We start from the raw sequence: 21,554 nt of genomic DNA on the forward strand, positions 1-21,554 counted from the left end.
AAGGGAAGGTAAGTGTGGGGAAAATAAAAAAAGTAAGAACGCAGATAATACGTCTTACTTTTCTCAAAAAACCAAAATAGATTAAATTAGCAACACTTATGATCTTGTCCAATAGCTAAACCGCTAAAAGACAGAGGACCAACAATGTCTGCACTTGCACCACTAGTAAGGTTTTCTACAGTTAATGAATATTCGTGAGTCCCGCAGCTAACATTTTGATCTATAGCTTGAAATGTTTGCGCGTAAAATTGCTCAGAATCTGTAGATTCAATCCCTACTTGAGCGTTGAAAATTTCTGTATTGTCACGGAAAATTCGGAATAAAACTTGTGAAATCTCAGTTATACCTTCAACCCCAACTGTAGCAATTAATTCTACTCGATTATTAAGTGCATCTCTTCTTGAAATTTTTAATTTAATATTTGCTAGAATTGCTTTTTCTGGGGAATGGGGAATTGCAAAAGTTGTTTCACCGGTTTTATTTAAAGGTTGAGTAGCTTGGTAATCAATGATATGAGTCATATTCGTCACCTCCTCATATACTAAAATATGAAGGTAACGATGAATTAGCTTGGACATATACTATAAGATTTTAAGAGAATTGAGGAGTAATGTTGAATAAAGGGAGATAATATAAAAGCATCAAGAAAAACCCAATTATGAGAGTCGTTTTTTGATGCTTTTCATACTTTAGGCGGAATATTCTTCTTTACGTACTTCGAAGAATTCATTCCGGCGTAAGTAATTAAAAATTTTTTCTGAAACCTCTTCTTCATGAGACACTAAGAATCGTTGATCAAAAGCATAGAAAGATTGACCTTTAATTAATTTTACGTAGTATATTTTACACGCCCCCTTTAAATTAGGATTCTTAAATACTTTATATTATGATGACCTATCTGGTTGTTAATAATACTTAAAGTTTCAAAGGGGAGAAGTATAAATTCAAAAAAATATTGAAACAGCTTACAAATCTGTAATGTTTTTGTCACCTTTGCCGATAGTTAAAATTAACCAGTATCTTCTATACTACAAATAGGTTCCATAAAACAAGGGGGTAGAAAGATGGAGGAAGTAATTGGAGAAGTTGTAGCAGGGATTTGTGAATTTGTAGTTGAAGTTACGGTGGATGTTTTAGGAGATTTAGTTTCCGGAAATGATGAAGAGAAAGAAACATTATAAAATTTGTAAAAAGTTTAAAGATAAACAATGTATAAAAGCTGATTTCTAAAGGGAAGTCAGCTTTTATATTTTTTACATTATATTAATAATATCTAAATATTAATCTGTTATGATATTAATGAAATCAATAAAGGAGATGACCGATATGAATATGCCGAATTCTAGATGTGATGTACCTGATTCTAGTACGATTGTAGCGAATATAAATGAAAAAGAATATCACTTTATTGTTCGTATACATCCACTTGCAGGAAAGATGATAGCGCTATTTGAAAATGGGAAAGAATATGGCTTGCTTGATAAGGAAATCGCTAGTAGGGATAAATTTATTAGGTCAGAGCTTACTAAGTTGAAGCATTTCAACATAGATATTCTTTATGATAGTCCTGGGTGGATATGGATTGGCATGGACCAATATGGATTGCATGCAAGAGAGGCTACTAATAGCGAAGTAGAAGTTATTGTGAAGTTACAGGGGGATTAAGTTATTTAGACGTGTAAGAAGATCCTCAAATATAAGAGATACTTTGTAGGGTTGTGGGATAATTACCCATAACTTTTTTTGTTTTGTGCTTAAAAATAAAAGAGTTAAATTTTTTTGATAGAAGGTCTCTAATACAAGAGACGAGACTAAGCTAAAAGAGGATTTGAAATTATATAAAGAGAACTTATAAATTAAATATAATACTTTATAGAAAGAAGATGATAAAAGTGAGTAAAGAAGAACTTGTGAAACAACAATTTGGTAGTAATGCAGAGAAGTATGTGAAAAGTAAAATTCATGCAAAAGGACTGGATTTACAATATGTAGTTCAGCAAGTTGAAACTCGTCATAATACTCGTCTTCTTGATATTGCTACTGGTGGCGGACATGTTGCTAATTTGTTAGCCCCAATGTTCAAAGAGGTAGTCGCTCTTGATTTAACAGAAAAAATGTTAGAAAAAGCAAAAGGTTTTATAGAAGGGAACGGACATGAAAATGTATCATTTGTAGCAGGACATGCAGAAAGGTTACCATTTGCTGATGAATCCTTTGATACAATTACATGCCGAATTGCAGCACATCACTTTGTTGATCCTTTGCAATTTATTTTTGAAGTAAATCGAACGTTAGAAGATAATGGGTTATTTATATTAATTGATAACGTTTCACCAGAAAATAATGAGTTTGATACATTTTATAACTTTATCGAAAAGAAGAGAGATCCAAGCCATGAACGAGCTTTGAAAAAAACAGAATGGATTACTTTATTAGAAAAACATGGTTTGCAAATGCAGTCATGTCATACTTTTGACAAGAAGTTCGATTTTGATTGGTGGTGCGATATGATGGATGTTCCTATGCAAAAACGTGTAAAGTTAACAGAGTGTATGATGAAAACATCAAATGAAATGCAAGAATTTTTCAAAATTCAATTTGGAAACAATAAAATAGAATCATTTTATACTGAAATGGCACTGTTCGTATGTAAAAAAAGTTCAACATTAAAAAGATAAATTTCTTGCAGTCTTTCTAATGTACGATATACTTAGTACAGAGAAAATGAGAATTGAGGAATAGTAATAATGATTCGTGTACGTATTGAGGGAACTGAGGAAGAGATGCTTGAATTTTTAGAGAAAATGCCTGACATTCCTGGGTTTGAAAAAACACATATGAGAGAACCGAGAAAAGGGAATAATCCGAAATATGATTCAAGCAAAAGTGTACTAGCATATTTATCTTATAAAAAGATTGAAGTCGCCAATAAATAGGCGGCTTTTTTAATTGTCTCTGTTTCACCGCCTTGTCTTTTTCGCATAATAATGATAGTAGATTATGCTGAAGAGGGGTGAGGAAAGTTAATAAAAAAATAATCTTTTTCGGAGATTTTGGTATTGATGATGCAGTAACGTTAATTTATGCGAATAAAACATGCAAATTAGATATTATCGGTATCGTTGCAGAGTACGGAAATGTATCAAGAGAAATTGTTACGGAAAATGTTTATTTTTTAGAAAGATACTATGCTACAAAAGTGAAGATTATTGAAGGTGCCAGTAGACCAATGACAGCTGAAGAACCTTTGTTTTTCCCTGAAATTCATGGGGAGCACGGTTTAGGTCCAATTATTCCACCGAAGATGAGAATTTGTGACAGAGAAAATTTTTGTGAATTGATTAAATTAATTGAGCCTTGTCCAGAAGATGTTATTATAGTCGCGACGGGACGATTAACAACACTTGCAACATTATTTTTATTGTACCCCAATTTAATGAATCGAGTATGTTCTTATTATATAATGGGCGGTGCTTTTCTATTTCCGGGAAACGTTACACCTGTATCAGAAGCTAATTTTTACGGCGATCCAATTGCCGCGAATATCGTTATGAAATATGCGCAGAATGCTACTATATATCCGTTAAATGTAACGCAGCGTGCTCTTATTACCCCTGAAATGGTCGATATTATTGATAAAGAAGGAACAGGGCAAGCGAAACTTATTAAGCCAATGATTGATTTTTATTACGAGAACTTTTACAAAAAAGAATATCCAGGTATTGGTGGGAGTCCGATTCACGATTTACTTCCGTTCATTTCATTTATAAATGATGATATTTTTGAATATAAAAAATCAGCAGTTTGGATAAGTACGACAAATGATGTAACGAGAGGTCAAAGTGTTGCAGATTTTAGAAAAATAGCTGAGCCGACGAGGTTTGATGATCGTCCTATACAAAGAATTGCCGTTGAATTCAATTATCAAGCGTTTAAAGACGAATTTATGAGAACAATATTGAAGCCAGATTGTCCTTAAAAGGTTGAGCAGATTTGAATGATTTTCATAAGACGAATAACTTACGAAAAATGAAACATAACTAATGGTAAGCAATTGTTTCTGATTATAATTTTTATCGTTCAAAAATAAAGGAGGTAATGATATGATTTGGTCTTTAATCGTTGGTGGTATATTAGGATGGTTTGCAAGTTTAATTACTGGGAAGGATGTACCTGGCGGTGTAATCGGTAATATTATTGCTGGTATTGTCGGTTCTTGGCTTGGTACAGCGTTACTTGGTAAATTCGGACCTGTTATAGGCGGATATGCGATTGTTCCGGCTTTAATAGGCGCGATTGTTTTGATTTTCATCGTAAGCTTTATATTCCGTGCAATGCGGAAATGAATACAGGGGACTGTTTACATTTGTAAGCAGTCCCTTTGTATTATGTTGTCTAATCTGTTATGCTACTGTTATACAAACAGGAGGTGTCAGCATTGAAATCATTTACAGTAAATTTTCATCAAGAGGATAATGCAAAGGCAACAACAGTACATAAATTAAGTGAAGAGGACTTCGAGAAAGCAACAGAAAAAGGTACTCGTCATCTATTTGATTTAGATACAAACGTTGGTTTCTTCGTATTCTTTGATGCTGAAGATACAGAAGGAAATGAGCAATACTTAATGTTACAATATGAAGGAGATCATGAAGAACCAAGTGCTTGCTACGGATTTGATTTGAAATTGTTCTATCAATTTTTAGCACTATACTTAAATGATCTTGAATTCCAAGGTGAGACAAATGAAGAAGAGGAAGAAAATGGTCCAATTCATCATTTAGCGCACTTACTTTACCATATCGTTGAAGACGGTAAATCTATCGAAGTGTAAAAATACATATTTGAAGCTGTCCTTTAATAGGGCAGCTTTTTTAATTATATAAATAGGCAATTTTAATGGATTTCTGACGGCGAAAAATGGTTTGATTAAATTTCAGAAACCCCAAAAATATTAAACCAGCAGGGAATGATTATTCACTCCCTGCTGGTTTTTTGCATTTAAAGGAGCCTTTGTGACAGTGTATTTTAAGTTATAGAAAAAGGATATAACGAGTAAGGAGAGAAGGTGTAAATAAGGAGATGAATAAGATGATTAACAATACAATTCCAAGCTTTTTAAAGCTTTTGGAAAGCAATGATATAGGATTACATGACTTGAACAAATATTATGATATGCACCCAGAGGCATTCGAAGAGTATTTTAAGTTTCACTGTCCTAAGACAGAAGAACGTCTCTCTAGTGCGATTGAAAAGTATCCTGCAAAACTAGAAGACATTCGTATTATTTCAGAAATTTTACCATCAATTATTCAAGAAGTTAGTAAGGACTATCGCATTCAATTTGGTAGTAATATAGATTTGACTTTTCATCTATTTGTAGGTGGATTTGGTTCTAATGCATTTGTGGAAAGGGAGATTATTGGGGATATATTTTTTGCGGCTGAGAAATTATCTCCTGTAAGGGAGCACCTCCGTGTTATCGTTGCTCATGAAATCGGACATATATATCATAATGTAGCATTACAAGAGAGTGGAATGGATTGGACTAAAGCAGAATGGAATGATGCCCCGGTAAGTTTATATCGTGAAGGGGTCGCGACCTATTGATCACAACTAATAGTTAAAGGTTTAAGTGAGTCCGTTTACTATTCATATAGTAGTAATGGTGATTCATCGTTACAATATTATAAAGAAATTGAAGAGCGCATTAAGAAACGTTTTTTACAGAATTATGTTGAAAGATGGACAGTTGAAAAAGAGAAAGAATGGTTCCGTCTATCCGGAGGGAACTATTTCGGATACAATCGACTCGGTTATTTTTTAGGAACATCGTATATGGAGTATATTGTGAATACTTTCGGGGAAAGCGAAGCACTTACTTTTTGGACCAAAAATAATTTGAAGAGTAGTGTAATGGAATGGTTACAAAAGTGAATATGTTGAAGAGGGAGGCTGAAAATGATGAAAGTATATATGAAAGTACTTATATTTTTCCTAACTTTAACGTGTGTAGCGGCTTTAACCGCATGTACTAACGCTGAGGAAAAGAAACAAACTAATTCAACATCAGAAAATAGTACGGAAAAAAAGAGCGAAACGTCAGAAACGGGTAAAAAGAATGAGGATACCGCTCAAAAAACAGAGAAAGAGTCTGTGGAAAAACCAAAAGGTCATGATTCGGTAAAACCTTCAACGGAGTCTAATACGAAAAATACAGTGCTTAATCAAAAATCAATTAACCATGTAAAAGATTTATTTGAGCAAGCGAAAGAAGGTAAAGTACCTAACGTACCATATGCAGCACATACAGGTGACATCGAGGAAATAGAAAAAGAGTGGGGAAAAGCAGATAAAACTGATCAAGCAGGCAACGGGATGTATGCAACTTTTACAAGTAAAAATGTAGCATTTGGCTTTAATAAAGGATCACAAGTCTTTGACGTACGCTCTTACCATTCAGAGCTCAAATCGATTACGTTACAAGAAATCGAAAAGGCTTTAGGAAAACCAGCGTCTGTTAAAGAAAATGGTAATGATAAAATTTATGTTTATAAAGTAAATGACCAGTTTGAATTGAAATTCGCAATTCCAAAATCGACTGGTAAAGTACATCATATTTCTGTGTTCTCACCGGAGGATAGTATTAATAAAATGGCAGGTTAAATGAAGAGCTGTTCCTATAGGGACAGCTCTTTTGTTTTGTTTCTTTCTAACGATTGAACAAAAAAAGCTTGAATGATACCACCGATTATTAATAAGAAGGCACAAATATAAAATAGAGTACTACCACTTAATTTACTTAATAACAATGCACCTACAAAAGGCCCGCAAGTTCTTGAAATATCCCAATGTATACCGTATATAGAAAAATATAATCCGCGTCTATGACTTGGAGCGATTTGTGAAATGAATCGTAGTAAGTGATTCAAAGCTATACTTTGCCCAATTACTAAAAAGAGCAATGTGAAGAATAATGACCATATTGTTGTGGAATAACCGTAGCCAATCGCAGCTAACGTATAGCAAGTATAGGAAATAACAATGATTTTAGGCATAGAAAACTGTTCAGACCATTTCACAAGGGAAATTTGGAGAATCACTTCCATGACAGCTTTACAAGTTGAGATAAACACGAGTACAAATAGAAAATTTGGAAATACACTTTCGGCGAATATACGATAATTTGATTCGGTTTGGGCGTAGAAAAAACTAATCGGTAGCGTAGAAATCATAAGTCCAAACACAGCGTAATGCTTTGAAATAAATTGTTTTGGCGAATATACTTCTTTAGTTTTATTAACGTTTTTCATGAGTGGAGCTGTTTCAGGAAGTTGCGTCCAAACGAGAATAGCATATAGCGTAAGGGCTACACCTTGCAAAATAAATAAATACTCAGGGTGACTAGTATAGAAAAAGGCGCCGATTAATGGGCCAATTACAGAGCCGATTGCTCCCGTAGTATGCAGAACAGCAAATATTTCTGCCTGTTGTTCTTCCTTCGTTAAGTCAGCGATTTGTGCTCGCTGTGCCGGAATATATAAAGAGCGTCCAATACCATTTACTACATACAATAAGGCGAAAAAGGCGACCGATTCAGCAAAAACGAATCCGCTTACGGCAAAAGCTTGTAAAAGTAATCCGAGTAACATTATTTTCTTTCGGCCGTATTTATCTGTTACACCCCCAGCGATTAATGTAAACACAATATCAGCGAGAGGCTGTAATCCGAAAAGAAGCATTGTAACGATGACATTACCATTTAACGCTTTATTAACGTGAACAATAAAAATGATAGCTAACATCGATTCAGTCGTTCGGACTAACAATTCACCGAACAATCGAATGAGAATAGGCTTATTATAACGTTTTAAAAGATACTTCATTTTTATTTCCTCCTTTCTATATTGAAATGATAAGATGGAAGCCAGAAATGAAAAAGGGTAGAATGAAAGAGGAAGATTTTTCATCTTTTAGGGGGCGTTTTATGATTATTTTGGAGCAATATATGCACCTGTGGCTCCAGTATGGAAATGGGAGAGCAGAGGGAGAACAATTAGAAATAACAATACAAAATATATCTGAAACTTTATTTTGTACAGAGCGAAATAGTAAATTAATCATAAAAAAATTAGAAGAATTTAATTGGATTATGTGGTTTCCAGGCCGAGGGAGAGGAAATCGTTCAAAGTTGTTATTTCAAAAACATCCACTTTCTTTAATTTTAGAAAGAGGAAAAGAAATAACGAAACAAGGGGACGTAAAAAGTGGAAGTGCATTTATTGAAAGATATAGCTCGTATTTTCCATCACTTCAAACGCAATTTCAAACGTGGATTGATTCGATATTCGGTTATCAAGTCGAAAGGACATCTAAAGGGAGAAGAGATGTGCTACGTTTGCAAGTCCAAATGAATCTAGATATTGCATTAGATCCTGTATACGCTACGATGCGTTCGGAATGTCATATGGTAAAACATATATACGACACGTTAGTGTATATAGACGGAAATACAAACAGTGTAGAGCCAAGACTTGCGTTTTATTGGGAATATGATGACCAGAAATATATATGGACCTTCTACTTACGAAAAGGTGTTCAGTTTCATAACAGGAAAGAATTTACTGCTTATGACGTTGTACATACATTTAAACGATTCTTGAAAGCGAAAAATAATCCGCATGCGTGGATGTTACAGCACGTTGAAAGTTTACATATTCTTGATGACTACATTGTGCAGATTCGTTTATCTACAGATAATAAGCTGTTTTTACATGCTTTAAGTACAGAACAGTGTTCTATTGTAAATGAAGATGGAGATGGAAGGTTAATCGGTACTGGACCGTTTCGATTATGTGAAAAGAATGAGGATGTATTCGTATTAGAAGCAAATGATTTATATTTTCGCGAGCGACCATTTCTCGATCGAATTGAATTATGGAATGTAGAGAACAGCGTAAATACGTGCGATATTTTAGCGAAAGCACACTATAACAATATAGAAAAGCATCATAAAGAACTAACTAGACTTGAGTCGAATGTAACATACATTACATTAAATACCGCAAAAGAAGGACCTATGCAAAACACGATGTTTCGGAAAGCTCTATATAAAATCATTCATAGCAATGCACTTATCGAGGAATTGCAAGGAGCGCGCGGAGAAATAGCAGAAGAATTGGTTCTAACAAAGGGTGGCACTATACATATAAATGAGGACATATATACTCTTATTAAAGAGAGCTCTTACCGTAATGAAACACTGCGACTATATACATTTACAGAACAAGATCATGTTGAAGATTCATATTGGATACAAAAAGAGTGTGCGAAGTATGGCGTCACTATTGAAGTCGTTTTTCTTGAAACAAAAGAGTTATTGCAAGCAAGTACGATACAAAAGGCTGATATAATACATGATAGTGCGACAATTAGTGAACGTATTGAAGAAAGTTTACTATATATGTTTCTTACAAAAAACAGCTTTATTCATCAGCATAGCAATATAAAATTTAACGAAGTATTACAGCCTTATTTTACAGAAAATCAATTAGAGAAACGGGTGACACTGTTACGCGATATGGAGGACACACTGTTACGTGAAATGCATATCATTCCTTTATATCGCAATAAACAGCGAGTAAGTTCACACGAAAAAATACAAAATATAATGATTAATTCACAAGGCTGGATTGATTTTTATGATATATGGTTTAAAGCTTGATATATATAGGTTCTTACGCATTTAAAGATATGTGTAAGAACCTTTTTTGTATGTAAGACAGGTTTGTTTCACACATTGTTACGCTACTTGTTATAAAAGTCTGTTTACAACGTAACAGTGTTATGTTACATTGTTATCAGGAAGGAGTGACATACAGTTGAGTACAGATTTAATTTCGAAAAAAGATTTATTAGAACTAGCTGGTATTTCATACGGACAGTTATATAGGTGGAAGAGAAAAAATTTAATACCGGAAGATTGGTTTGTACGGAAGTCAACGTTCACAGGCCAGGAAACATTTTTTCCGAAAGAAAAGATATTAGAACGTATTGATAAAATCCAAACGATGAAAGAGGATTTATCACTTGATGAATTAGCAAATATGTTCTCACCGAGCGTGACAGAAATTCATTTAACAAAAGATGATTTGTTACGTAAGGGTATTGCATCAGAAACAGTTTTACAATTCTTTATAGAACAAACGAACAAAACGGCAGATTTTCAATTTGCAGATATTCTTTATGTATACGTGTTAGAAGAACTTCTTCAATCAGGAGACGTTAGCTTAGAAGAAGGGAAAATGGTTTTACAAGTTTTACGTGAAAATTATGAAGCGATTAAACATAAAAATTGTGACTTACTTATTATTCGGAAGTTAGGGATTTCTACATGCTTCTTAGTATCAAGCGTTGAGGATTTAATTTTTGAAAAGGGAACAAAGATTGTTTTACGTGTAGCAATTATGAAATATACCGAAGCATTAAAAACTAAACTGTTGTAGTGGAGGAGAAATAATGCGTACAGAAAATTTAATTATAAACGGATATGGTTCATCAAACGGTGGAGAGTTTCATAAAGTGCAACTAAATGGAAAAGGAACTGTTAATGGAAACGTTGAGTGCGACCAATTTGAATGTAATGGTTACGGAATTGTTACTGGTGATTTGAAAAGTAGCGATGCGAGAATTAGCGGATCAGGTAAAGTTGAGGGTACAGTTAGTGCAGAAATGATGCGAATCGATGGGAAAGGGACAATTACACAAGATGTAAAGGCTACCACTTTAAAAATTGCAGGAAAAGGGACGATAGGTGGTAATGTAACTGGTGAAGAATTTAAAATCAATGGTCAAGCGACGATTGATGGTAATTGTGAAGTTGATATTTTTTCTTCAGAAGGGCAATTTACAGTTGGTGGATTATTAAGCGCAGATGAAATTAATATAAATATTCATGGTACATGTAGAGCGAAAGAAATTGGTGGCCAAACCATTAAAGTAAAACATAGATTGAGTGCTTTTAGTAGACTATTTAAAACAGTATTTGGCTTACAGTTAGAAGCTGAACTGCTGGAAGGTGACAATATCGATATTGATTATGCTCACATTAAAACAGTAAGGGGAAACAATGTTACTGTAGGACCGAACTGTGAAATTGAACTAATTGAATATACTGGGGTTCTTACTGTTGATAAAAGCGCAAATGTAAAAGAAATTAAGCAAGTTTAAGTTTAAAAGGGAGAGAGGAATCGGTATGGAAAATCAACATAGTCTTACTGTAAATGGATCAGGTAGCTCAGCAGGTGGAGAGTATAACAAAGTAAAGATACGCGGCGAAGGAACAATTTCTAATCATATGAGTTGTAATGATTTTAAAACGTATGGTACGAGTGAAGTACGTGGCAATATGAAAGCGAAAAATTATGTCGTGTATGGAGATAGTGAAGTACAGGGGAATATGGAGGCGGAATATGTAAAAGTATATGGCAATGCCCAAGTACAAGGCGACGGACAAATTAATAAAACAAAAGTTAGAGGTATGATAGAATTTAAAGGGAAGCTATCCGGTGATTTCGTAGATGTGAAAGGCGCTTTAAATGTAAAGGGAGATATAGAAGTAGAGGAATTATTACTAACTGGTGGTCTTGAAAGTGATGGTTTGCTTAATGCTGAAAATATTGAAATCTCACTTCGTTATGAAGGAAGTAAAGTGAGAGAAATCGGTGGGAAAAAGATTACAGTACGTAAAAAATCGAGATTTATTCCTTTTACAAGTCATGCAGGAAGCCTTCAAACATCAATTATTGAAGGGGATGATATTTATTTAGAACATACAATAGCAGACGTAGTAAGAGGAAATCATGTTATAATTGGCCCTGGCTGTGAAATTAGTGTAGTAGAATATCACACTAGTTTTAATCAGAAAGGTAATGCAGTCGTAAAAGAACATAAACAAATATAAGTAGTATGAGGGAGAGCAAGGTTATGGTTGAGAAGAATAATAAGCTCGGTTTTGTTGTGGCGGGCTTATTGCTAGGGATTTTAATGGCATCAATGGATAATACCATTGTCGTAACAGCGATGGGAACAATCGTTGGTGATTTAGGAGGCCTTGAAAACTTTGTATGGGTCGTTTCTGCCTATATGGTTGCAGAAATGGCAGGGATGCCGATTTTCGGTAAACTATCAGATATGTATGGTAGAAAGAGATTCTTTATTTTCGGTTTAATCGTCTTTATGATTGGTTCGGCACTTTGTGGAACTGCTGAAAATATTACACAGTTAGGTATTTATCGTGCCATTCAAGGTATTGGCGGCGGGGCACTAGTGCCGATCGCATTTACTATCGTTTTTGATATTTTCCCTCCTGAAAAGCGCGGGAAAATGGGTGGATTATTCGGAGCTGTATTTGGTTTATCAAGTATCTTTGGGCCATTACTTGGCGCATATATTACGGATTATATTAGCTGGCACTGGGTGTTTTATATTAACTTACCACTTGGAATTTTAGCACTTATTTTTATTACATTATTTTATAAAGAGTCACGAGTTCATAGAGAACAAAAGATTGATTGGTTTGGCGCAATTACTTTAGTTGGTGCAGTAGTTTGTTTAATGTTCGCCTTAGAATTAGGCGGACAAAAGTATGATTGGGATTCTAGCTTTATTTTAAGTTTATTTGCTGGGTTCGCTATTTTAGTAATTGCTTTTATTGTTATTGAACGAAAAGTAGAAGAACCAATCATTTCATTTGAGATGTTTAAACAACGTCTATTCGGAATGAGTACAATTATTGCCTTATGTTACGGGGCGGCATTTATGTCAGCAACTGTGTACATTCCGTTATTTATTCAAGGTGTATACGGTGGTACGGCAACAAACTCAGGATTATTGTTATTACCAATGATGTTAGGATCAGTAGTTACAGCGCAGTTAGGTGGATTTTTAACATCGAAACTTAGCTACCGAAACATTATGATTATTTCTGCTGTAATTATGCTAATTGGATTATTCTTATTAAGTACATTAACGCCAGAAACAAGTCGTATATTATTAACAATTTATATGGTTATTATCGGTTTTGGAGTTGGTTTCTCATTCTCTGTACTAAGTATGGCTGCTATTCATAACTTCGGTATGGAGCAACGCGGTTCTGCGACTTCAACGAGTAACTTCATTCGTTCATTAGGTATGACACTTGGTATTACAATCTTCGGGATGATTCAAAGAACTGGTTTCCAGGATCAATTAGAAGAATCGTTTAAAGGTATGAGCGGAGGAATGAATACAAACGCTTTAGGAGATTCAAGAGCTATTCTATCAGAATCGGCAAGATCTCAAATTCCGCCGCAAATATTAGATAAAATTATTGAAGCTCTCTCTAGTTCAATCGTTCAGACATTTATGTGGGCGTTAGTCCCCGCAAGTTTAGCGTTCGTATTCATTTTCTTTATGGGAAATGAGCGCATGGTATATAAGAAAGAACAAAACAAGGTGAAAAGTGAAACATCAAAAGCATAAAGAAAAAGCTCCTTTCAATTTTGAAAGGAGCTTTTTCTTATGTACGGAGTCGAATTAGCCTTCGATAATTTCGTATTCTTCGTCTGCTAATAATAAAATTTGTGTTTTCTTACCTTTGTTTTCAACTTCGATTACATCATATGTACCTAAGTCTCTTAGCTTGCTTTGAGAAGCGTTAACCATAACTTCCATAGAATCAATTAAGATATCTTCTTCAACGTATGATTCAGGTAATGCCATATCTTCAGTATCTAATACACATGTATATAGATTTTGTAAGTTCTCAGCAGTTGGGTTTTGTTCCTCAACATCAATGATGTTTTTTACTGCTTCCATATTTTCTTCTTTTGCTTGATATACTTTAATTTTAGTCATTGTTTTAATCTCCTTTATAACGTAATCTTAGAGGCTGCAATTCATCCCGCAATAACGAGCAGTAGACTCCCACCTCAAGATGAAGAAGTAAATGATGAGGACGGCGGGAGATGACTGCCCGATTGGTGAGGGCTAACCATTAGTAGGAGATAAAGTTCCCTGCTAATAGAAGTTTCACTTTATTATAACGCTTTTTTGTTGAAAGATGAAATTGTTATATGCATTTATAGTGAAAAATATATTTTATTACTTATTTGAGGAACGATTAGTTTCTTAATTTGACAGGCATATGTCTGTATACTTATCTAGACTAATATTAGAGTTATATTGTCCAAGCTTTTCTTACGTGCCTTTCATATTATATTTATTAGGTAAAACATATAGGAAAGGAATGGAGAATCAGTGGATTGTGAGCCGAAACGTGATTGTCAATGTTGTCAAAATAGTATATGTGAATTTTTGAAAAGGTTAAATCCTTATTCTAGGGTTGAGAGTATCGTAATAGACGGAAACGAAATAGTTGTATCCTATTTTATTTCATTTAATGAGATAAAAGGTATAGTGTCGTTTGCACAAGAAGACAGTGAGGTAATATTTGTAGATTGTTCAAGAATTGATGCGATTCGAATAGGGAAAGTTTGTAGTTGTAAAACGAAAGTTAAATTTATTGAAGAGGAATTCAGTTTACTTGGAAATGTTTGTCCACATTGTTTAACTGAGGGAAGTACACTATTCTTCGATTTTAATAACCCTGAATTAAGTTTATCTTTACAGGCAAAAATGATTGATCCACCTAGATGTGTTGAATTTGTAGATGAGCTTGGGAATGTAGTAAAGCAAATTACTATAGTAGGTGAAGCGATTGTTTCTAAGGATTTTGTTCCAGTACCTGAACTGTTAGATTTTCGATTAATTTTATCGGATACAGCTGGGAATCCTTTGAAATTTGGATTGCTATTTATTAATTTCCCTGATGTTACTTATATTATTATTTTAGCATCAAGCGGATATCTTTCCATTTCGAACTGTTTAAAAATAGAGAGTGGAACTAGTAATGCCGAAATAGAAGAGATGAAAAAGATGATAATGAATGACAATAATACGTACAAGTCAATTATTAAGTTGACTAAAATATATAAAAATGGTGCGACGGAATCTTTTATTTCTAAGAAGGAGTTATAACGTATCTATTGATTAACCCTCTTAGTTAAAATTTTATGTTTCGAAAAAATTTATAAAATAATAAAAAACATTACTTTGTTATTATTCACGGAGAACATTTTTAATTAGATAAAAGCTCATTTGTAAGTATTCGAAAAACTATATAAAAGTAAATGCTTAATAGTAGCTTCAGAACAGAAGAAGTCATTTTGGAGTCGCTTGTTGGGTAAATAAATTAAAATTTCATAATAAAAAAGTTCACTCCTTCTATAAATGTAGATAAGGAGAGAACTTTTTTATTACGCATTATGATAATTAGAATTGTAAGAAACTTGATTTTAGTATATTTTTATGAGTTGGTGTATATATCTTGTTTTTTATGTTGCATTTATTCTTTTTGGATTTCAAATGAAATTTCTTTGGCTGCTTTTAAAGCTATTTTTTTAGCTTCTGTTTTAAAATAGGATGCTGCTAAAACGTAGCCACATCGATGTCCCATTGATGTAGGTGGTTTTAAGACAGTTCCTTTTTTAGGTTTTATATAAACTTTCTCTACACCAGGATATTTAGAACTACGGTTCTTTCCTGTAACTCGAATTAGTTTTCCTTTAGATTTAACTGTTAGGTAATGAGTGTATACATATTTATGATGTTTTTTATTTAGTGAAGGTTTATTTCCTAACATTAACTGAATAGTCTCTTGCACTAAGTTGATTCCATGTCCAATTTCAATTATATCATTCATTGCTCCACCTGATATTCTGGGGTTTATCTCAATTAATTTCCAATCATTATTTATTCTCCGGAGTTCTAGATGACAAGCTCCATTTTTCATATTAAAAGCCTGAATAACAGAATTAACTGCATTGAAAAGACTAGTATATAGACTTTTGTCTACCTGTCCTAGTAAAGAATAACCAGTAACAATAAAACGTTCAAAGAGTGTAATTTCTTGTTCAATTACTGCTATAATATGGACTTTTCCATTTTGAACTAAAATTTCGACTAAGTACTGAGGTCCATCTACATATTCTTCAAGAAGAATTTCTTCATTAGGTAGTTTTTTTAAAAGACTTTGTATAGATAAAATTAATTGATTTTTATTTTTTACTAATAATACATCTTTTGATCCTGATGATTTAGGGGATTTCACAATAAGAGGGAAATTTATCTTTTTATTTTTTTTAAGAAAAGATGATAATGGTTCTGTTGGTTTGTAAATTAAATAGTTGAGTGAGATTGGTAAATCTTTAAGGACATTACGAGTTAATATTTTGTTTTCCATCCGATAGATAGCTTCAGTAGATACAATATTTGAGCAGAATTTTTCTGATAAACGTGCAGCCAGATAAACAAAGGGATCAATAAAACTAAAGATCCCTTTTATGTTCTTTCCTGATTTATTTAATTTTTCAATTGTTGTAATTATATTATCATAATCATTTATATCGGTGAAAATCATCTGATGTACATCAGGGAATGTATCACGTTCTTCAATAAATTTTGTTTTTTTTGTTAACAAAACTGTAAAGAAATTAAGTTTTTCAGCTGCTTTGATTGCTTCCCTACTTGATCCAGATTTATTTGTTTCAATAAAAACAATAGTATCCATCTTATGCCACCCTAACCTTAATTATTTTATAAACCCTTAGATATAATATTTCTATAGGTAGAATATTAAAATGAGGGGAAGCTTGTTCTGGATTTTTCGAAAAATGGTTGAATGAAGGAGAACATGAATATATATATAATGAAGTTGATATTTGTTTTGAAAAAGATCTTTAAAAAGAGGGGAAGAGGAACCGATATGACTATAATTGGTATGCTTCATCATCGGAAAGATCCGAATGTCGTAAAGAAAGCATATACTTATGCTGCTGTAGCCAAAGCTGAAGGTATAAACTTTTTTTATTTTACTTTAGGGAAAGTAAATATAGAGACTGAGAAGATTTTAGGTAAAACTTATGAAAATGGTGAATGGGTTGAACAAGAATTTTCTTTTCCTGATGTTATTTATAATGCAAGTGTTCATGTTAGTGATAAAAATCAGCAAATTTTTGATTATCTATATGATAAAGTTCCATTCACAAGTCATTCAATCGGAGATAAATTAAGTGTATATAACAGAATAAAAAAAGCAGAAAAATTTAAGCAATATCTTATTCCTTTTTATGAATTAAATGATGTTAATAAGTTTTTTGACATGATTGATCGTTATGGAAAAGTTATTATTAAACCAATTTCTGGACATCAAGGTAAGGGTATCGTTTTCATTGAAAAACATGGGATGAATTACAGTATGAATGAGTCAGAACAAATTTCATTAATAAATAAAAAACAATTGCTAAGTTTTTTATCTGATAAGATTCAAGAGAAAGGTTACATAGTTCAACAGTTTATTTCATGTCAAATGAAATCTGGTCATGTTTATGATTTTCGATTGCATGTTCAAAGAAATGGAGAAGGAAAGTGGGTTATTACTTCAATATTCCCGAGAATAGGTCCATTAGGAAGTGTTGTATCAAATATGGCTAGCGGTGGTTATAGTACTTATTTAGATATTTTTTTAAAAACGGAGTTTGATAACGATTGGTATAATATTCAAAGGTATTTAGAACGATTTGCGGTAAGTTTTTCTAACCATTTTAATTCTTTATATAAGGATGTATTATTTGATGAGTTAGGAATTGATGTTGGGATTGATGAAAACCAAAAATTGTGGTTGTTTGAGGTGAATTGGAGACCAGGTGTACCTAATATATTTAATCTTGAATTAGATGTAGCTAGAAATTTAGTTCACTATGCTAGATACTTAGCTGATAAACATAAATAAGAAAAGGAAAATAGAAAATTGCGAATTTAAAGTAAGCGTAAAGTAACTCCAAAATATACATTAAAAGTTGATTTTGGAGTTATTTTTTGTTTACTTCACTTTTTTCGGCACTCTGCATCTAGATGGAAAATCCGTTGACCACGGCAAGACTTTATCAATTGATAGATGATTATATAAATCGAGGTATTGGTTATAGTATTTTCTATAAAGGAGACGTTGTATGCGGTGCATCATCATATAGTATTTATGATGATGGGATTGAAATTGAAGTTGCTACTGATCCGAATCATAGAAGAAAAGGATTGGTGACTGCAGTAAGTACGGCTTTAATATTGGATTGTTTAGAAAAGACGAAATATCCAAACTGGGATGCAGCGAATAGCACTTCTGCTAAACTAGTGGAAAAGCTTGGATATGTTTTTGATAAGGCGTATGATACTTTTTTGTAAATAATAGGTAAATGAACGAGTTTGTACGAATTGAATTTTACAACATAAAAAGGCTAGAAAATCCAATTAAATTAACATCAATTAGCCCTTTTTTATAATTACAAAGATAAAATATCCAAAGATAATTTTACCTAAACTAAAGGTGTTAAGAGAGATGTTAATTAATAGTATTAGAGGGGAGAACAACGACAAGATTGTTTTCATTAGAAGTATTGATAAATTCTATTGGAAAAGGTGAGAGTAAAAAAACGATGTGAATGATAAAGATGAAGTGATTCCACAACAATGTAGGTATAAAAACCGACTTTATTAAGTCGGTTTTTATTTTTTAACAATCAGGTGTTACCCAATATTAAATTGCAGTTGCAAAGATATTATGAGATGAAGAAATCAACAAACTTAAATTTATCTGCCTTAATAAATGTAAGAATAGATTTTTTGAAAGTTTCTTCGAAAATATGGTTATCTTTTTTACTATTGAACTTAATTAACGTATCATTGTATTTTTCCACGTTGAGAGTTAAGAAATTCTATTTTTCATAGGTAAATATACATGAAAATTAAGTACATTAAGTTATGTGTATTTGACTATTAAAGAGAGAGTACTCTTTTTATTTGTAAATGATAAAAGTGACTATGATACAAACCCACGCATTAATAGAAGACAAACATATACAGTATAGAGAGTTAAAAAGCTCTAAATTTTTCATATAAAGGAGATTATAAAATATGAGTGAACAATGCCCAATTAATGTACCATGTCAGGTAGCGGGACAAACCCAAACACCATTAAGTGATGCTGCAGCAACACCAATTACTACTCCAGGAGCACCAATCGTAAAAATACCAGTTGTATTAGCGGAAAGAACAATTCAAATTGTTGTAGAAGCCGATGTTCCATTAGATCCTCCAGCAACTGAGATTAAACGTGTCTTAAAAAATGTATTTTTAACACAAGGTAAGTTAGTTCCTGTAGCATTTACTCCGGTAGTTGGTACACCTTACAACCGAGTTACAAGAGGAAAATTATTTGTACAAGGGTATATTCGTAAAAATATTGAATATGCAAATGATGAGTGTAATGGAGTTCTATATGATCGTATTGCAAATGTTCCATTTTCTGGTTTTGCAGATCTAACAGAAGCTGATTTTCTATCACTAGCTTTAATAGCTGCTTCTTCAGACACTACATCTCATTTTATTAATCCTAACAACGGCGATTTACCACGTTTAGATAAATACTTCTTCCAAAATTCGGTTTTTTATAACGAACAACCATATGTCGAATTAGTAAGTGCTCAATTTTTCGAATTAGACTTTTCACCTTGTCCAACAGAATTAAACGAGCCATTTGGAACTCTTCGTGAAAAAATTGTACTAGACCTTACTTTAAAAGTTTTACAAGTACAACAAGTACAAGTATAAGACTAAAAAAGCATTGTCTTTAATAAAAAGACAATGTCTTTTTTATTATTATAAAACATATATAATGATGGAATGGTCGCGTACAAAAAGCATATTTTTATGAATTTCATCAGATGGGGGGATGGTGATGAATAAGCCATGGGTTGGTAAGGAAATATGGAACAAAGTTTACAAATGGAAAATGCTGAATGTTCAAGATGATTCGCGCGAAATAAGAGAAAAAAAGGAAAGTAAAGAAACAGAGTCAAAAAAAGAAGATGAAGTAATTGAATTAGAGGAAGAAAGTGAAAAAACTAGATCAGCAAAAGAAGATAAAGCGATTGGATTAGAGGAAGAAAATGAAGAAATTGAATCAAAAAAAGAAGAAAAAGTAATTGGATTAGAGAAAGAAAGTGAAGAAACTGAATCAAAAAAAGAAGAAAAAGCAATTGAATTAGAGGAAGAAAGTGAAAAAACTGGATCAGCAAAAGAAGAAAAAGCAATTGGATTAGAGGAAGAAAATGAAGAAATTGAATCAAAAAAAGAAGAAAAAGTAATTGGATTAGAGAAAAAAAGTGGAAAAACTGAATCAGCAAAAGAATATGAAGAAAGAGAATTAGAGCAAGAAGAAATAGCAATTGAATCAAACAAAGAAAGTGAAGAGACTGAACCAGCAAAAGAAAATAAAGTGATTGGATTAGAGAAAGTAGAAGTAGCAAATGAATCAGAGAAAAAAAGTGAAGAAACTGAATCAAAGAGAGAAAGTATAGGTTTAGGATCAAAAATAGAGACTTCAGTGCATTCAATGGTAGTGAAAACGCCATTTTCTATTATTTCAGAAGTGTCTAGCTTTAAAGTATTTCCAAAAATAAATGTGAAAAATCAAGATGCATTTGTATTTCGAAATGAAAAAGATGCGGAGGAGCGTGAATTAGATTCTAAGTTATTAACTACAGTGCAACAATATCATTCGGAGGCTTATTGTAAATTAGTTTCTTTAAATCTTCATGAAAAGAGAGTGCTTGTTGAATTATATAATCAAAAAGTTAAAGGGAATAATGAAGAGAATAAGGTAGAGACATCTTCATGGATTCCTATTCACAGCATAATATTAGAGAGTGGAAATGAAGGAGAAGTAAATAATTATATAACAGCCAGACTACCAGTAGAAATAGGAAAATATAAAGGTGAAATTAGTTTACGAGAAAAAGTGGTATTTACAGAAAAAGTCATAGGAATAAAAGAGGTGGAACAGGAGATTGTTTTGACAAAAACCGAATTTTTAGTACCTAAAGTAAAGAAGAATGGACAAAATAAATTTATAGTTGAAAAAGGGAGCTTATTGGTAGAAGGATATATATATCAATGTATTGAATACATATCAGAACAAAGTACATTTCATGACAATGTGTATCAGTTAGTACAAAATATTGTATTGGAATTAATCATTCAAGTGATACAAGAACAGGAAGTACAAGTGCGAATTACATAAAAATGATTATATTCCCTTGATTAGCTCATTATTTTTATTCGTAGCGTATCAATGCGTAATCTTTTGTAAATCATTCAGTGCTATAGAATATCCTCCAAACGGTTTATCCTCAATGAATTCATTTTAATATTTATGAAGGATGATATTATTGCTAGCTAGGATAGTTACTTAATTGTATGAATTTCTTCAGGTTTATGTTTTAAAAAGGTGCTAACAAGTTTGTCAACGAACTTGCTAACACTTATTAAAAATAGGCATAAAATGTGGCGTATATGTTGTTTGAATAAAGAAGCTAATTCACAGATAATTTCTTGTATAA

At 32.6% G+C, this 21,554-nt stretch carries 21 protein-coding genes and 2 pseudogenes; 18 read left to right on the plus strand and 5 right to left on the minus strand.

What is annotated here, in order from left to right; genetic code table 11:
- Positions 1-86 precede the first annotated feature (86 nt).
- Positions 87-521 (minus strand): exosporium protein ExsC, encoded by a 435-nt coding sequence (exsC, locus tag ABH959_RS10675; protein WP_113937512.1) that lies wholly within the window; start codon positions 519-521, stop codon positions 87-89.
- Between the two features lie 168 nt (positions 522-689).
- A complete protein-coding gene (locus ABH959_RS10680) occupies positions 690-842 on the minus strand; it encodes a YqbF domain-containing protein (protein ID WP_078179002.1) in 153 nt (50 codons plus the stop codon).
- A 484-nt stretch (positions 843-1,326) separates the two neighbouring features.
- Between ABH959_RS10680 and ABH959_RS10685 the strand changes: the two genes are divergently transcribed.
- From ABH959_RS10685 to ABH959_RS10720, 8 genes and pseudogenes are all read left to right on the plus strand, one after another.
- Positions 1,327-1,665 carry a hypothetical protein gene (locus tag ABH959_RS10685; protein WP_016101211.1) on the plus strand — a complete coding sequence of 113 codons (339 nt, stop codon included), beginning with the start codon at positions 1,327-1,329 and terminating at the stop codon, positions 1,663-1,665.
- A gap of 227 nt (positions 1,666-1,892) precedes the next feature.
- Positions 1,893-2,678 (plus strand): class I SAM-dependent methyltransferase, encoded by a 786-nt coding sequence (locus ABH959_RS10690; RefSeq protein ID WP_002127814.1) that lies wholly within the window; start codon positions 1,893-1,895, stop codon positions 2,676-2,678.
- Positions 2,679-2,747: 69 nt separating this feature from the next.
- A complete protein-coding gene (locus ABH959_RS10695) occupies positions 2,748-2,936 on the plus strand; it encodes a DUF3970 family protein (protein ID WP_002013371.1) in 189 nt (62 codons plus the stop codon).
- Positions 2,937-3,013: 77 nt separating this feature from the next.
- Positions 3,014-3,979, plus strand: a complete 966-nt coding sequence (locus tag ABH959_RS10700) for a nucleoside hydrolase (protein WP_113937510.1) — start codon at positions 3,014-3,016, stop codon at positions 3,977-3,979.
- Between the two features lie 124 nt (positions 3,980-4,103).
- A complete protein-coding gene (locus ABH959_RS10705; protein WP_002013368.1) occupies positions 4,104-4,346 on the plus strand; it encodes a GlsB/YeaQ/YmgE family stress response membrane protein in 243 nt (80 codons plus the stop codon).
- 92 nt (positions 4,347-4,438) lie between these two features.
- The gene (locus tag ABH959_RS10710) at positions 4,439-4,834 is read left to right on the plus strand and encodes a hypothetical protein (protein WP_002084959.1); all 396 of its coding nucleotides are present in this window, start codon (positions 4,439-4,441) and stop codon (positions 4,832-4,834) included.
- Positions 4,835-5,091: 257 nt separating this feature from the next.
- Positions 5,092-5,937: pseudogene (locus ABH959_RS10715) on the plus strand (aminopeptidase).
- A gap of 24 nt (positions 5,938-5,961) precedes the next feature.
- On the plus strand, positions 5,962-6,666 hold the full coding sequence (locus tag ABH959_RS10720) for a YjgB family protein (RefSeq protein WP_113937509.1): 705 nt from the start codon (positions 5,962-5,964) through the stop codon (positions 6,664-6,666).
- A gap of 14 nt (positions 6,667-6,680) precedes the next feature.
- Here the strand turns inward: ABH959_RS10720 and ABH959_RS10725 are convergent, their stop codons facing one another.
- A complete protein-coding gene (locus ABH959_RS10725; RefSeq protein WP_404492564.1) occupies positions 6,681-7,886 on the minus strand; it encodes an MDR family MFS transporter in 1,206 nt (401 codons plus the stop codon).
- Positions 7,887-7,948: 62 nt separating this feature from the next.
- Between ABH959_RS10725 and ABH959_RS10730 the strand changes: the two genes are divergently transcribed.
- From ABH959_RS10730 to ABH959_RS10750, 5 genes are all read left to right on the plus strand, one after another.
- Entirely contained in the window at positions 7,949-9,724 is a 1,776-nt protein-coding gene (locus ABH959_RS10730; protein WP_113937624.1) for an SgrR family transcriptional regulator, read from the plus strand.
- Between the two features lie 157 nt (positions 9,725-9,881).
- A complete protein-coding gene (locus ABH959_RS10735; protein ID WP_113937507.1) occupies positions 9,882-10,505 on the plus strand; it encodes a YhbD family protein in 624 nt (207 codons plus the stop codon).
- Between the two features lie 13 nt (positions 10,506-10,518).
- A complete protein-coding gene (locus ABH959_RS10740; protein ID WP_002189907.1) occupies positions 10,519-11,229 on the plus strand; it encodes a bactofilin family protein in 711 nt (236 codons plus the stop codon).
- 25 nt (positions 11,230-11,254) lie between these two features.
- Positions 11,255-11,962: a polymer-forming cytoskeletal protein gene (locus tag ABH959_RS10745; RefSeq protein ID WP_113937506.1), complete on the plus strand. Its 708-nt coding sequence runs from the start codon at positions 11,255-11,257 to the stop codon at positions 11,960-11,962.
- A gap of 23 nt (positions 11,963-11,985) precedes the next feature.
- Positions 11,986-13,521, plus strand: a complete 1,536-nt coding sequence (locus ABH959_RS10750; RefSeq protein ID WP_113937505.1) for an MDR family MFS transporter — start codon at positions 11,986-11,988, stop codon at positions 13,519-13,521.
- A gap of 54 nt (positions 13,522-13,575) precedes the next feature.
- Here ABH959_RS10750 and ABH959_RS10755 read toward each other — a convergent pair whose 3' ends face one another.
- The gene (locus ABH959_RS10755; RefSeq protein ID WP_113937504.1) at positions 13,576-13,896 is read right to left on the minus strand and encodes a hypothetical protein; all 321 of its coding nucleotides are present in this window, start codon (positions 13,894-13,896) and stop codon (positions 13,576-13,578) included.
- Positions 13,897-14,298: 402 nt separating this feature from the next.
- On the opposite strand from ABH959_RS10755, the gene ABH959_RS10760 reads away from it, so the two are divergent.
- Positions 14,299-15,078, plus strand: a complete 780-nt coding sequence (locus ABH959_RS10760) for a BC_2878 family exosporium-associated protein (protein ID WP_113937503.1) — start codon at positions 14,299-14,301, stop codon at positions 15,076-15,078.
- Between the two features lie 367 nt (positions 15,079-15,445).
- Here ABH959_RS10760 and ABH959_RS10765 read toward each other — a convergent pair whose 3' ends face one another.
- Positions 15,446-16,669 carry an ATP-grasp domain-containing protein gene (locus tag ABH959_RS10765; protein WP_113937502.1) on the minus strand — a complete coding sequence of 408 codons (1,224 nt, stop codon included), beginning with the start codon at positions 16,667-16,669 and terminating at the stop codon, positions 15,446-15,448.
- Positions 16,670-16,792: 123 nt separating this feature from the next.
- On the opposite strand from ABH959_RS10765, the gene ABH959_RS10770 reads away from it, so the two are divergent.
- From ABH959_RS10770 to ABH959_RS10785, 4 genes and pseudogenes are all read left to right on the plus strand, one after another.
- The gene (locus ABH959_RS10770) at positions 16,793-17,890 is read left to right on the plus strand and encodes a YheC/YheD family endospore coat-associated protein (protein ID WP_113937623.1); all 1,098 of its coding nucleotides are present in this window, start codon (positions 16,793-16,795) and stop codon (positions 17,888-17,890) included.
- 152 nt (positions 17,891-18,042) lie between these two features.
- A pseudogene (locus tag ABH959_RS10775) lies at positions 18,043-18,350 on the plus strand (GNAT family N-acetyltransferase); the annotation flags it as partial.
- Positions 18,351-19,068: 718 nt separating this feature from the next.
- Complete coding sequence (locus tag ABH959_RS10780) at positions 19,069-19,764, plus strand: CsxC family protein (protein ID WP_002065863.1); 696 nt, start codon at positions 19,069-19,071, stop codon at positions 19,762-19,764.
- 127 nt (positions 19,765-19,891) lie between these two features.
- On the plus strand, positions 19,892-21,235 hold the full coding sequence (locus tag ABH959_RS10785; protein WP_404492565.1) for a BC_2427 family protein: 1,344 nt from the start codon (positions 19,892-19,894) through the stop codon (positions 21,233-21,235).
- The last annotated feature ends 319 nt before the right edge of the window (positions 21,236-21,554 follow it).

The organism is Bacillus sp. RC51, assembly GCF_044908115.1.
Lineage (GTDB): Bacteria > Bacillota > Bacilli > Bacillales > Bacillaceae_G > Bacillus_A > Bacillus_A mycoides.

Coding starts and splice junctions, on each gene's coding strand:
- ABH959_RS10740 (WP_002189907.1), top strand. CDS start 10,519: ATGCGTACAGAAAATTTAATTATAAACGGATATGGTTCATCAAACGGT.
- ABH959_RS10765 (WP_113937502.1), bottom strand. CDS start 16,669: ATGGATACTATTGTTTTTATTGAAACAAATAAATCTGGATCAAGTAGG.
- ABH959_RS10750 (WP_113937505.1), top strand. CDS start 11,986: ATGGTTGAGAAGAATAATAAGCTCGGTTTTGTTGTGGCGGGCTTATTG.
- ABH959_RS10720 (WP_113937509.1), top strand. CDS start 5,962: ATGATGAAAGTATATATGAAAGTACTTATATTTTTCCTAACTTTAACG.
- ABH959_RS10695 (WP_002013371.1), top strand. CDS start 2,748: ATGATTCGTGTACGTATTGAGGGAACTGAGGAAGAGATGCTTGAATTT.
- ABH959_RS10730 (WP_113937624.1), top strand. CDS start 7,949: ATGAAAGAGGAAGATTTTTCATCTTTTAGGGGGCGTTTTATGATTATT.
- ABH959_RS10780 (WP_002065863.1), top strand. CDS start 19,069: ATGAGTGAACAATGCCCAATTAATGTACCATGTCAGGTAGCGGGACAA.
- ABH959_RS10745 (WP_113937506.1), top strand. CDS start 11,255: ATGGAAAATCAACATAGTCTTACTGTAAATGGATCAGGTAGCTCAGCA.
- ABH959_RS10685 (WP_016101211.1), top strand. CDS start 1,327: ATGAATATGCCGAATTCTAGATGTGATGTACCTGATTCTAGTACGATT.
- ABH959_RS10755 (WP_113937504.1), bottom strand. CDS start 13,896: ATGACTAAAATTAAAGTATATCAAGCAAAAGAAGAAAATATGGAAGCA.
- exsC (WP_113937512.1), bottom strand. CDS start 521: ATGACTCATATCATTGATTACCAAGCTACTCAACCTTTAAATAAAACC.
- ABH959_RS10705 (WP_002013368.1), top strand. CDS start 4,104: ATGATTTGGTCTTTAATCGTTGGTGGTATATTAGGATGGTTTGCAAGT.
- ABH959_RS10725 (WP_404492564.1), bottom strand. CDS start 7,886: ATGAAGTATCTTTTAAAACGTTATAATAAGCCTATTCTCATTCGATTG.
- ABH959_RS10770 (WP_113937623.1), top strand. CDS start 16,793: ATGAATATATATATAATGAAGTTGATATTTGTTTTGAAAAAGATCTTT.
- ABH959_RS10785 (WP_404492565.1), top strand. CDS start 19,892: ATGAATAAGCCATGGGTTGGTAAGGAAATATGGAACAAAGTTTACAAA.